This window comes from Vibrio sp. D3 (assembly GCF_043995865.1).
In the GTDB taxonomy this organism is placed as follows: Bacteria; Pseudomonadota; Gammaproteobacteria; order Enterobacterales; family Vibrionaceae; genus Vibrio; species Vibrio diabolicus.
The window spans coordinates 223599-236555 of sequence record NZ_CP171886.1 but is presented as its reverse complement, the minus strand read 5'-3'; the positions used below and the strand labels follow the sequence as shown (position 1 = coordinate 236555).

Annotated in this window: 13 protein-coding genes and 1 pseudogene; 3 read left to right on the top strand and 11 right to left on the bottom strand. The window is 41.2% G+C overall.

All coding sequences use genetic code 11. The annotated features are described in order from the left end of the window. Positions 1-96: 96 nt before the first annotated feature. Entirely contained in the window at positions 97-297 is a 201-nt protein-coding gene (locus ACHFJ9_RS01025) for a hypothetical protein (RefSeq protein WP_395354814.1), read from the bottom strand. A gap of 508 nt (positions 298-805) precedes the next feature. Between ACHFJ9_RS01025 and ACHFJ9_RS01020 the strand changes: the two are divergent. After that, a pseudogene (locus ACHFJ9_RS01020) lies at positions 806-922 on the top strand (LysR family transcriptional regulator); the annotation flags it as partial. 306 nt (positions 923-1228) lie between these two features. Continuing rightward, a complete protein-coding gene (locus ACHFJ9_RS01015) occupies positions 1229-1441 on the top strand; it encodes a hypothetical protein (protein ID WP_152814274.1) in 213 nt (70 codons plus the stop codon). A 102-nt stretch (positions 1442-1543) separates the two neighbouring features. On the opposite strand, the gene ACHFJ9_RS01010 is transcribed toward ACHFJ9_RS01015, so the two are convergent. The 10 genes from ACHFJ9_RS01010 to ACHFJ9_RS00965 all read right to left on the bottom strand — a co-directional run bounded on the left by ACHFJ9_RS01010 (position 1544) and on the right by ACHFJ9_RS00965 (position 11453). After that, a complete protein-coding gene (locus ACHFJ9_RS01010; protein ID WP_012842271.1) occupies positions 1544-1933 on the bottom strand; it encodes a universal stress protein in 390 nt (129 codons plus the stop codon). A 929-nt stretch (positions 1934-2862) separates the two neighbouring features. Then, positions 2863-3024 carry a YoaH family protein gene (locus tag ACHFJ9_RS01005; protein WP_104970713.1) on the bottom strand — a complete coding sequence of 54 codons (162 nt, stop codon included), beginning with the start codon at positions 3022-3024 and terminating at the stop codon, positions 2863-2865. Positions 3025-3066: 42 nt separating this feature from the next. After that, entirely contained in the window at positions 3067-4188 is a 1122-nt protein-coding gene (locus tag ACHFJ9_RS01000) for a conjugal transfer protein TraF (RefSeq protein ID WP_395354812.1), read from the bottom strand. Between the two features lie 60 nt (positions 4189-4248). Next, on the bottom strand, positions 4249-5130 hold the full coding sequence (locus tag ACHFJ9_RS00995) for a DUF2861 family protein (RefSeq protein WP_005394478.1): 882 nt from the start codon (positions 5128-5130) through the stop codon (positions 4249-4251). Between the two features lie 6 nt (positions 5131-5136). Continuing rightward, positions 5137-5799, bottom strand: coding sequence for a response regulator transcription factor VxrB (gene vxrB, locus ACHFJ9_RS00990; protein WP_005394480.1), 663 nt, complete (start codon positions 5797-5799; stop codon positions 5137-5139). Beyond that, positions 5774-7228: a sensor histidine kinase VxrA gene (gene vxrA, locus ACHFJ9_RS00985; RefSeq protein ID WP_005394482.1), complete on the bottom strand. Its 1455-nt coding sequence runs from the start codon at positions 7226-7228 to the stop codon at positions 5774-5776. The genes vxrB and vxrA overlap by 26 nt, the downstream gene beginning before the upstream one ends. 155 nt (positions 7229-7383) lie before the next feature. Further along, positions 7384-8760 (bottom strand): Re/Si-specific NAD(P)(+) transhydrogenase subunit beta, encoded by a 1377-nt coding sequence (gene pntB / locus ACHFJ9_RS00980; RefSeq protein ID WP_124007934.1) that lies wholly within the window; start codon positions 8758-8760, stop codon positions 7384-7386. 8 nt (positions 8761-8768) lie between these two features. After that, positions 8769-10325, bottom strand: a complete 1557-nt coding sequence (locus ACHFJ9_RS00975; protein ID WP_005394487.1) for a Re/Si-specific NAD(P)(+) transhydrogenase subunit alpha — start codon at positions 10323-10325, stop codon at positions 8769-8771. Between the two features lie 436 nt (positions 10326-10761). After that, on the bottom strand, positions 10762-11043 hold the full coding sequence (locus ACHFJ9_RS00970; protein WP_005394488.1) for an HlyU family transcriptional regulator: 282 nt from the start codon (positions 11041-11043) through the stop codon (positions 10762-10764). Between the two features lie 41 nt (positions 11044-11084). Then, positions 11085-11453, bottom strand: a complete 369-nt coding sequence (locus ACHFJ9_RS00965; protein ID WP_005394489.1) for a late competence development ComFB family protein — start codon at positions 11451-11453, stop codon at positions 11085-11087. Between the two features lie 254 nt (positions 11454-11707). On the opposite strand from ACHFJ9_RS00965, the gene ACHFJ9_RS00960 reads away from it, so the two are divergent. Further along, positions 11708-12946: a GGDEF domain-containing protein gene (locus ACHFJ9_RS00960; RefSeq protein ID WP_395354807.1), complete on the top strand. Its 1239-nt coding sequence runs from the start codon at positions 11708-11710 to the stop codon at positions 12944-12946. Positions 12947-12957: the final 11 nt, after the last annotated feature.

The following is a 12957-nucleotide window of genomic DNA, read 5'->3' as shown; positions in this document are numbered from 1 at the left end:
CATTCAACATAAGCGCCCATAATGCGCACTTTAGAGTTAGGAGATTAGCAGTGGCGATGTCAGCTTGGTTACACCGTATTTGGCTGTTGCGGCCTTTCAGGCTTCATCGGCTGTCTTGTATAGGCCATGAACTTCGATTTCACCGCAGCGGCCACTTGATAAGAACCAGTCATCAACTTTAAAACCGTTTAGCAGATTAAGTTCCTGCACTGTATCTTGGGTTACGTTCGACACTATACGCGTTTGTTCTGTATCTTGCTCATTCAAGTAGACGAACAGTTGGATTGGATATTCCATTATTTCTCTGCAACTTTCTGAGTTAACAAGATCTTTTGCTGGCGTTCTTGAAGTTCTGATACTAACTCTGCTGGTCATGAGCTAGTGTTTAAGTTATATCAGATAAGCAACCTAACGATTGCTTAAAGTCTTTGTCTTCAAATTTACTGCTCACATTATATCCTTTCGATAACTTATGTTTTAAGTTATCGAAAGGATGAGAAAAATCAATGTTCTCACTTATGGGCACGTATTGTTCATCCCAAAAAGTGTAATTATTACATTAGCTTTATAGGAACAAGGCATCCATTAGATGTAAACTCTCTACTTTTCAATCTATACCTAGATCTTTCTTCATATGTTCACTCAACTCGCTAGTGGTTCTTACATTAATTTTATGTTTGCAATGATGGACTCTCAACTCTTCACCAAATAATTTTACTAATGAATTTGTATACAAAGCACTAATATCATTTATTATTCTATACAATGTACCTTTCTGATAAACAGATCTTTTCGAATTTTGTATGAACGCTCCATGTATATCGCCTACCCTTATCAAAACCCTTTACCAAGAAAGCTAGCTGAAATATCTACTTTTATTAGGTCTGAGTTATCAAAAATATTGAAAAATGAATCACTTTAGGATGGCTTTTCAGGCTAATAATTTTCCTTTGATAACTCATGAGGCCTAGCGAGAAGCTTTGTAACGTATTGTTTCAAAGAGCCTCGTTAGGCATTTATGAAAATCCTCATCTTTATGCTTGTTATCACAACATGAGATGCTATACCGTTTCATTATCAAGGCTTTGCGTGGAATAAATCACGTGGGTTAAACAATAGATTGACTTACATTAAAAATTTAATCGAAAGCAGCTTTATATTAAATTGATTTCATACCGTTCTGCGTGTATCTTCTACCCATATCCCCACAATAACCAAGGAGAATGCCATGGATAAGCTACTCGCGTCTGCACTAGAAATTAAGCAGCGAACTATGGTGACTGGCTTTTTTGCTAGAAATGGATTCAAAATCGCTATGACCGATTTTGATGATGTCACTTTTGAGCGAGAAGGTGTGCAAGTTAACGTACATTTTGATTTGCAGTCAAACGCAGAGTCTGCATCTGTTTTATCCCAAGAGGCATCTGCCATTCCTGGTTAATTATTTTGTTATCAATCATACGCAAAGCCGAACGCAAACGTTCGGCTTTTTAATATGCGAAAAACGCGATTACAAAAGATGCGGCACAAACCTGCGTTACTGTCACTCATCCAAGTAAACAATCAATAAATCCGCTTCAACCTCATTCGCTACCCTTGGTACCGATGAAAAGAAACGGCTCAATAAATTATGATGATGACCGCAGACAACTAGGTCTATTCCCTCTTTTTTTACGATTCCCGACAATTTGATATGAAGGTCACCGATAACTGCCATCGTCTCGTGTACTGGATATAGGCATTTATCAGCGAGTTCTTGTAGCTCCTTTTGCAACTTTTGTTCTTCTTTCGGCTCCATGATCACACGATCAACATCCACATAAACGAATGAAAGTTTGGCGTTCGAGTTCTTTGCTTGAGTTATTGCTTTTTCGATAACGACTTGGCTAGATTGAGATAAATCAACAGCGACTAAAACGTGCTTGTAACTCATTCTTTCTCTCCTAGTTAGTTTTCATGTGCTTATAGTAAGTCTAGTTCACTAAGAGCGAATGCAATGTCTAAACTCATATTTCATGAAAATATTGGAGTTTGATATAAGAATGTGGAAACAGCCGAGCGATCAGCTATCTAATAGCCATTGAAGGCTCGTGAAGTCAACTAGTGACTTAGGAATCGGTTATTGATATGTGGCCCATTTTGTCCTCCCTCCTTAAGATGTACATAGCTATGTAACTAACGCAAACAAACCCACGTTACACTGTCACTACGTTTCTAAATCCTGTCAATTTCTATTGCAGCTTGTTTTATATTCCTAATTACAACGTCGCCTAGTTTAGTAAAACCACTTGGCAATAAGTAATTTTTTCGTGTAATCCATCGATCAAGATTAAGAGTTATTTCATAGACAACACTGAATTAAAGACAAGATTTAGAGTTAAAACAGAGTCCAACACTCCTATGTTCAACCTAAAACCGACATACGTCTGCGAGCACTTACTGTCTATATAACGTCAACTATATAACTATATTCAGATTTTATTTTTCTGTTACAACGTGTCTTTTTTATCTTCACAGCATAATCCTCTACCTGAAAACATACCCAATCATCATCTTGTAATTTAATTACACAAAAAGATGATCGAAACATAACCACAAGACAAAAAACCAACGCAAGTTACTGACTTTATTAATTTTAATTTAAAAAATAGCATTTCACCCCATATTCGTTCAAGCCAGAACGCATCAAGGTTAACTTAAACAAGTAAAATTTTACCAATTACTTAGTACAGAATAGAGGAAGTTGAATAAATTGAAAGGTATAGAAATAACGTTACGACGTAACTACGTTAAGGTATGAAAATATTTGAGGATAAATATGAGGACCAAAAAAAACAGGGCCAAAGCCCTGATATGAATTAATTAGTTTTGTTGCTGTTGTTTTTCCGCGTACTCAGATCGAATCTGTTCGGCAACAATTTTGATGGCTTCTGCTGTACTTGTGCCCTTCGACATCAATTCTTGAATTTTCTCTACAGCTTGTTGTTGCTCTTGGTGAGATAGAGGGGGTAAATCGTCAAACATAAAAAAGCTCCTCATTTTGAGGAGCAGACTATAACGATTCAATTAATAGGTCGCAAGGAAATTAATGGATGCCCCCATTGCGTTCTCGTTCGTGTACTGAGCAGCAATATCTAATTCGATCAACTTAAGTGGAGACAGTCCAATACCTGCAGTAATGGTACCTTCGTCGCTAGTTCGAGCTAAGTTTTTCATATAACCCGCTCGCAATGCCATTTGACGCAAGATATCAAATTCAATACCAGCTCGAATCATTTGTGTATTATCATCGAAGGATGAAAAACGTTTTTCTTCATTAAGATCGTAGTCGACACTCATAGTAAAGTAATCGGCAACAACCCCTGCCCCGACCGTATATACGGGACGCATGCTGTACTCGTATGATTTTATCGTATCACTGCCATACATGAACGATTTTGTTTTAACGTCTCTTCCGATCAAGTTTTTTGCTGAAATACCGAGACGATATGGGCCAAAGAACCAAAGCGCGCCCGCATCCAAGTTAAACATCGTTTCCGCTGTCTCATGTTCACGTAAGTCTTTGGTATCGAAATTCTGAAAACTCGTGGCGTAAGAGTACGTATAAATACGCTGAAGTTTAGGCGTAACACCAAATGAAAGGTGTTGATTCATAAAGTTGGTGTATTTAGCAAGTGATACACCTGCTTCAGCAACACCAATAGAAACACCTTGTACGTAGCTATCGTCTAACGGATTAGTACCTGACGTATCTACTTTTGGTTGTACGAATGATTCAGTGTATAACTTACCGTATGCAGTTGCAGATAAAAATTTATTAGGAATACCTATAGCGACAACGCCACCAAGATCAAAGTCAGTTTTTTTTCCATCTATGGCATTCATCGATTTTTTGATTTCATCGACATCGGTCAATTTGCTGATGCGTTCGATTTCATCGACAAGATCATATTGATCATCGTAGTTACCACCAAAACTTGGCACGATCATTCCTGCATCATCGTTTCGGCGATAAATTGCAGTAAGTGCGGGGTTGAAAAAAGGAGCAGTCAGATAAGTTGCTGATACCGTACCAACGCCACCCATCGCATCGCTACGAGCTTCTATCGCATAAGTGGCAGCCGAAGCAACGTTTGCGAAAAGTGTGGTGGCAACAGAGGTGGCTAGAATTTTATATTTGGTTTTCATACTACACTTGTGATTTTGGTTCTTCCTGAACCTTTATCGGCACAAATGGTATTTCTTTAACTATTCTTCTTGGGAAAGATCATAGGTTCGGCTAATAGTTTGAGCTTGCTCAACAATTATATCGCCCTGCCAACGACGACTGTTGATACTCACTGCTAGCACGTATCTATCATTTGGGACGCCCGCAAGCTCTAGTGAATTGGGATAGTTAGACTCGTACGTCTTTTTCCACATTTGCTCGTATTGACCATCAATGTAGTCATATAAACCAACCTCAAGTTGCGGTAATGGACAATGGGGATTACGAAGTGCGCTCTTTTCTACTTTCCAATTCTCTTTAGATGTCCAACGAACATATTGCGAAGAATTGGAATCTCCTAATATTACCCAAGTTCGATACTCTTGTTTATCTTTAGAAACAATAGTTAAGTGATACAAGCCTGCTTCAAGCTTACCCGTGAGGTTATAGCGTTTCGAATAACTACGCTCATTGGCTAATTCCGTACCGCTCGGCTGTTCTTCATAACTGAATGAACTGTCTGCGGATATAGAATCATCCACCCATCTATTAAATGAAATATTTTCGATGTCAGTTGTAGCTCTTAGCTTGATCACTAACCTAAATGTATCTCGCCCAGGGCTTTGGATGGTCTGACGAATAACGTTCACGCCACTTATCCATTCAGGCAGCGTTACACCAGTGAGAGACTTGCCACAGTTTTTAGATAGTGACTGACCAAGAAGATCATTGAGATGAGGAGTCAAATCTTTGCTTGGTTCCGTTTGCCACAGTTCAACAAGAGAGTTGAACATACCGGCAAGATCATCTTCAAGTAAGTGTTGATGTGCCTGCGTTAAAGGCGTGTTGGTTTGAAACCAGTCCATTGCATGGACTGGTTTCACTAACGCTAATGAGAGAACTACGGGGAGTAGTGTTTTCATTATGACTTATGCTTTCATCTTGTAGCCAACACCGCGAAGTGTTTCAATTTCCAGTCCGGGCAGTTTTTGACGAAGCTGCAATACGTGCGTATCCACAGTACGTGTTGTTGGGAAGTGATTATAACCCCAAACATGGTCAAGTAGCTCATCACGAGTAAACACGCGACCTAAGTTCGACGCTAAAAATAGCAGTAGATCAAACTCTGTACGAGTTAACGTAATTAGCTCATCTTTATAGGTAACTTCACGAGTTGAACGATCAATTTCTAAGTCTTTTGTGATCACTTTATCAGCGCTGCTTTGCTCTGCTGAATCCGGTGCTCGTAGCTGTGCACGGATTCTCGCAAAGAGTTCCGCTTCAGCAAAAGGCTTCGTTAAGTAGTCGTTCGCGCCGGAATCAAGGCCTGCAACTTTATCTTTTACGGTAACAAGTGCCGTTAGCAAGATAACTGGTACGTCTTTAATCTGTTTCCATTCTGGGAGACATTGTACAGAGTCACCATCTGGGAGTTGGCGATCGAGAATAACCAAGTCAGCTTTTTTCCATTGTGGTTCTACGTCTGCAATACGTTCCACATGTAAACACTCATATCCTGCTTGTTCCAGGCTTACTAACAGGCCATCAGCCAAGTTTTTATCGTCCTCAACGAGAAGCAGTGTCTGTTTCACAAGGTATCTCCAATATAAAGGTTGTAGGTGGTCCCATCAGGGACATTTTTCCGCCCATGCGGCCTACCATAGATTCAACGATTGTTAACCCAAGTCCTAACCCGCTCTTACTGACGAACGGTTTCTTCAAATTTGCCCAATCTTTAGCCGTTAGGCCACCAGCATCTCGGACTTGGAATACTATTTTTTCTTCACTAGTTGAAACATCCAATTCAACTGGTGCAATACCGTACTTAAGCGCATTACGAAGCAAGTTATCGATACAAGTTCCTAACCAGTACACATTAACTTTAGCAGCCACATCTTCATTGATGTTGAAAAGCACGGCACTATCAAATTCTTCTTCGATCTTAAATTCTAACCAGTCTGCGACAGACGGAACCCAATCTGTTGCAAGCATTTGGTTATCGGATTGCAAATAATCTTTACTCGCTTCTGCCAATTGACGCAAACGACGTGTATCTTCACACAATCTGCGAAACTCGTCATATACACTTTCAGGTAGATGCTCGAACTCTCGGCGAAAGCCCTCAACCGTCAGTGATAGAGATGCAATCGGTGTTCTGAGCTCATGCGTTAAAATTTGCAACACAAGCATTCTACTACGGAGCTCTTCTCGCTTACTATTCCAGCGGTATACAGCCCAACCAATCACTAGAAGAATATTTGCGATCACCAGTATGATCATACTGATCCGCAAAACTTGTGAGTGATCTTCTACATCCCAACAAATATTGCCTCGTTTAACAAAGCAACTTTTGCTTTGAGACGCTAAAGCGTACGACAGACCCGCATTAGCGACGTTTTCTTCCCAGATATCTTTCTCGAAAACAAAGTAACGGTCACCACGTCGTAACCAAAGTTCGTTACCTTCGATAAACATGCTCGCGCCTGCAATCAAAGCATTAATGGCGTCGTCGTCCATGTTTTTCAAGCTTTCTAACAACTCATCCCCTTCCTCATTGTCACGCTCTTTAATATGCATGTATTGAGCAAGCTTTGGTTTGAGTTCTGGATACTTATCCACATAGCGTGCAGCATAAGTCCCACCACCTGGGTGAATGAGGCCACTACGCGAGAACCAACGTGGTGTCAGTTGCGTCCCTTTACAGATAGCTCTTGTAAATACTAACGGCTCAGTAATTAAAGGACTCAGTGGCAATTTACCACGACAAGTATTCGCTAAGCTGTAAAGCTGCTGTATATCTTTTAACGGATAGTCAGACGTTTGCGGCAGAAGCGAATCTGGCGCAAGTAACTTGGTAGGATAATTTGATTGCAGAATACGAATATCATACGATTTAAGAGCTACTTCATAATTAAATAGCTCTGTAAACGTATCTATTCTTTCTGGTAGTGAATCGGAAAATGCAGGTGCCGAAAAAAGCGGCAATACAGTTGCAAAACCGAGCAAAAACTTTTTAATCAAACTGTTACCGTCACTTGTTACATTAGCCAAAACTATACATCAATCTACAAGCAATTGACATCTGCTAACAGAAGGATTTGCATTACTATAACATTGAAACGGAACAAAAAAGGGCCAGCGATTGCTGACCCTGTATAGTTTTAAATCAAGAATGGTTAGAGTGCTTTAAAAATAGACTCAACACTTTCCTTCGCATCACCAAATAGCATTGATGTATTTTCTTTGAAGAACAGTGGGTTCTGTACACCTGCGTAACCAGTATTCATTGAACGCTTGAATACCACTACATTTTTCGCGTTCCAAACCTCCAGTACAGGCATACCAGCAATCGGGCTGTTCGGATCTTCCAGAGCTGCTGGGTTTACCGTATCGTTAGCGCCGATAACCAGTACGGTATCTGTTTCAACGAAGTCATCATTGATTTCATCCATTTCAAGAACGATATCATACGGTACTTTCGCTTCAGCAAGTAACACGTTCATATGTCCCGGAAGACGACCTGCTACTGGGTGAATACCAAAGCGAACCTCAATACCTTTTGAACGAAGTACGTCAGTAATTTCATGCACTGGATACTGCGCTTGCGCTACAGCCATACCATATCCTGGAGTGATGATTACTGATTTTGAGTTCTTCAGCATTTCAGCGACTTCTTCTGCCGTTGTTTCGCGGTGTTCGCCCTGCTCTTCGTCACCTGAAATTACAATCTCTTGACCAAAGCCACCAGCAATAACACTGATAAACGAACGGTTCATGGCTTTACACATGATGTAAGAAAGAATCGCACCTGAAGAACCAACCAACGCACCTGTTACGATTAATAGATCATTTGCGAGCATGAAACCTGCTGCTGCTGCTGCCCAACCTGAATATGAGTTCAGCATTGAAACGACAACTGGCATATCAGCACCACCAATTGAAGCAACTAAGTGGTAACCGAACGCGAACGCAATCAGTGTCATCACAATCAGAGCGAACATGCTGCCATCTGCTTTTACGAAGTAGATCATAAGAAGCGTAGAAATCACAACCGCTGCAAGGTTCATTTTGTGCTTGTGAGGAAGGTTAAGCGGCGAAGAAGAAATCACACCACGTAACTTACCAAATGCAACAATTGAGCCCGTGAAGGTTACGGCACCAATGAAAACACCCAAGAATACTTCTACAAGGTGGATAACATGTTCAGCATGAGTTGCTGCTTCTGGCGCATCAAGGTAACTGTTGTAGCCAACTAAAACCGCAGCTAAACCTACAAAGCTGTGCAGTATCGCAACCAGTTCTGGCATCTCGGTCATTTCTACTTTCTTCGCATAGAAAATACCGATCGCCCCACCTATCGCCATCGCAATAATGATCCACCCAAAGCCTTGAGCATCAGGGCTGAAGATCGTCGCGATCAGCGCGATCGTCATACCTGCGATACCATAGTAGTTACCATTACGAGCGGACTCTTGCTTTGAAAGCCCCGCCAAACTCATGATGAAAAATAATGCAGCAACAATGTAAGCTGCTTGTACTAATCCTGCAGACATTGTAACTCCTATTTATCTTTGCGGAACATTTCAAGCATACGCTTGGTGACGGTGAAACCACCGAAGATATTGATGCTGGCGATCAATACAGCAATAAAGGATAGGAATGAAACGACCCCATTACCTTGCCCAATTTGCAGTAATGCACCAACCACAATAATGCCGGAGATAGCATTCGTTACCGACATAAGCGGAGTATGAAGTGCATGGGTAACATTCCAAACCACGTAGTAGCCGACAACACAAGCTAAAACAAATACAGTAAAGTGAGAAAGGAACGCTGCCGGTGCAACCGATGCAATCCAAGCAAAAGCACCTACTGCCGCGGCTACACCAATAATTTTCTTAGTTGGAGAGGTAGGTTCTTCTACTTTAGGCTCTGGTTTCGCAGGTTGCTCTTGTTTCACTTGCGGCTGAGCGGAAACCTGAATTGGTGGTGCAGGCCATGTAATTTCACCTTCTTTAACCACGGTGACACCACGGATAACAACATCTTCGAAATCAATATTGATGTTACCGTCTTTTTCTTTACACAGCAGTTTTAGAAGGTTAACAAGGTTTGTCGCGTAAAGTTGAGAAGATTGCGTTGGCAAACGGCCGACCATGTCAGTGTAACCAACAATTTTTACGCCATTATCTGTCATGATAACTTGGTCTTTCACTGTGTATTCACAGTTACCGCCATTAGCAGCTGCCAAGTCAACAATAACACTGCCCGCTTTCATACTGTCGACCATTTCCTTGGTGATCAGCTTCGGAGCAGGTTTGCCAGGGATTAGTGCCGTTGTAATGATGATATCAACATCTTTAGCTTGCTCTGCGTATAACTCTGCCGCTTTTTTGTTGAAGTCATCGGACATTTCTTTTGCGTAGCCGTCACCAGAACCAGAGTCTTCTTGGAAATCCACGGTCAGGAACTCTGCTCCCATGGACTCAACTTGTTCTTTTACTTCTGGGCGAACGTCAAATGCACGAACAATAGCCCCTAGGCTACCCGCAGCACCGATTGCAGCCAAACCAGCCACACCCGCACCCGCGACCAATACTTTCGCTGGTGGTACTTTACCGGCAGCCGTGATTTGACCTGTAAAGAAACGACCAAACTCATGAGCTGCTTCAACAACCGCACGATACCCAGCGATGTTAGCCATCGAAGAGAGCGCGTCTAAGGCTTGTGCACGAGAGATACGAGGAACGGAATCCATGGCAAGAACGTTAATGTTCTTACTTGAAAGTTGTTCCATCAACTCTGCGTTTTGAGCAGGCCAAATAAAGCTAACAAGTGTTGCACCATCTTGTAGTAGTGCGATTTCGTCAATGCCTTGTTCTTCATCTACGATTGGCGCATTAACTTTTAGAATAAGACCAGATGCCCAAACTTCTTCACTAGAAACGATTTTCGCACCAGCAGCTTCATAAGCAGCATCATCGAAACTCGCAAGCACCCCCGCTTGGGATTCAATCGCGATATCGAATCCCAACTTTATTAACTGCTCAACCGACTTCGGCGATGCAGCTACTCGCGATTCACCCGCAAGTATCTCTTTAGGTACACCGATTTGCAAAACGCATACTCCTTGTATACATATCAATAAATTAGTCCCAAAACAGAGCGTCGCTCTACTCTAACTCTTTTTTATTTCTATCTGTTTACCACGCAAGACAATTGCAAACGAAAGATGGTGTTTGGGGCCACCCATTTGCACAATAACACCTTGACTAACAGCCCTGTTATTATTCTGTTTGTATCGAACGCGTCTCATTACTTCAAGTGTTTTGTAATTTAAATACTAAATTTCATTACATATAACGCTAAGTAATGAATGATTGTCGCTCTGAGCACGAAAAATAACAACGCCATGCCTTACTAGACTGAGGTCTAACCAGATCATAATTAAATGCTGACTTAACAAACATTTAAGCTCTAAAAAAAGAAAGAGCCATCAGCATATATACTAATGGCTCTTTTTAAGATGATTGGAATCAAGTTGCGGTGAATTGTTAGTCGAAGATTTTATCGCCCATTTGATCGATAAACATCTGAGATTTCTTCAACATAAGTTCATTGGCATCTTGTTCCGAGCCGAGTAAATCTGAACGAATAAATCGATGTGTTTTTACCTCATCGTCGTATTGCTTTTCTATTCGACCAGCAATGCGGTATTGCCCACCCTCTGAAAGGCTCTCTTGGTAAATAAGGAAACCTTTGTACTCAACTGGTTCCACAGTTTTTACTTCAGCAGTCTTTTCACTACCACCAAACAAACGCGAAAAAAATCCCACGGTTCCTCCTAGGGTAAGCTCATCGATAGATTAAGCTTGTATCACTTAATATTGACATTGAGGATTGGTTTTTCATACCAGTCCAATTCTTTGTCTTCATCATAACTGGTATGAGTAAAAATTACAGGTACATCATGATCTCGGTTTTTACGCCGGTCTTCTTTCACCATTTCTGCCGCGTTTTTCACCGCGATATCCGCACTTTGCTTAAATTGGGTGAGCTTTTGTTCCGGAAGCGAAGATAAAAAATCAATATCATGACGAATATAGACGGGTTTGAGCTGAATAAGTGCAAGGCACGCGATATCTGCGAGCTGCTCGTTGTCATACTGCTCTACAAACTGAGGCAAACTGAGCACTTGTCCAACAAGTGTTTCCATGTAGTTATGCACATCTGAACTTATCTGCATTGGCAAATCTCCCTTGTTCTATGAAAACAAGTATAGCAACGACTTGTTTATAACAACTTATTGATTGCTCTTAATTTAATCAATCTCTCTCTTTTTGTCGTAATGTCTCCCAAAATACTTGGGAAAATGAGCAAATAGACGTATTCTTGCTAGTTCTCGAAGCAAGAAAATCGATAGCAGATTAATATCTATATTGATGAAACGCTTAACCTAACCAATTATATAATCAACTATTTTCAGGCAATTTGTAATAGATGTCCTCATCATCAATGACTTCATCAGGCTTTCGATTCCTTTTCCCATTTATGTTGTTGGGATTAGTGAGTTCGAGCATGAACAACATCATTCAGATGACTCAGTCAAACTGGGGTATTGCCGCAAATTTGCCGTACATACTGTTAGGCTGTGCACTGCTCCTTTGCTATTCATTTAAGCAAGGTCGGGAGTCAATGGTGTGCTTAGCGACGTTACTGGCCTATTTCGTGATACAGCACAGGCTACAAGTTCCACTTCAAAGTGGTACAGCCTTACTTGAGCTGACCATTTTAGCCACGCTACTTCCTGTTTCTTTTCTTGCGGTATTTTTGTTTAGTAAAGACGGTTTCGACTCAAGAGCCATGTTTACTTACCTCTTGATGTTAACGATGTTCGTTCTTTGGTCTTACCTTACGTTAGCGTATTACGTTGAAGGTGGGTTTGAACAATGGACAAGCGGCATTTTATTTATCGTACCTACGGTTTCTAAACTGCCTTTTATTCTAGTTTTATATTGTGTGGGTATTGTCTGCTTCCTCGGTATTCTTGTTTTAAAGAAGAATGAAATCATCCATGCGATGACCTACTCTGCAATGGTGCTGGCGTCCGCAACATTCATTTTCTTTGATGTGCAATACATATCTAGCACCATGTTTACGCTAACGGGGTTGCTTATCATTATTTATGCTGCCTCTGCCAGCCATCAATTGGCTTTCACAGATAGCTTAACGCGGATCCCGAGTAGACGTGCACTCGACCTTGAATTAAAACACATGGGCAAAAAGTTCACGATCGCAATGCTTGATGTTGATCACTTTAAAAAGTTTAACGATACCTACGGTCACGATACGGGTGATGACGTATTAAAAATGGTCGCTTCGCGTCTAACTAAAACTCCCGGTGGCGCAAAAGTATATCGATTTGGCGGAGAAGAATTTACCATCGTCTTTAAAGGCAAGTACGCAGATGAGTGTAAAGAGTTTTTAGAAGAAGCACGTAAATCCATCGCAGAGTATGAGATGATTTTACGTGATGAAGAATCCCGCCCAGATAACCATAAACAAGGCCAAAAAAAGCGTGGTAACGACAGTTCGAGGAGAAAGTCGGTCTATGTTACCGCAAGTTTCGGAGCGGCCGACAGCAGAAATGGGCAAGCACCTCAGGACGTGATTAAGTTAGCGGACGAAGCGCTTTACAAAGCGAAAAAAGCTGGACGCAATTGCGTGAGGCTTCATTAATACCCCAGAGC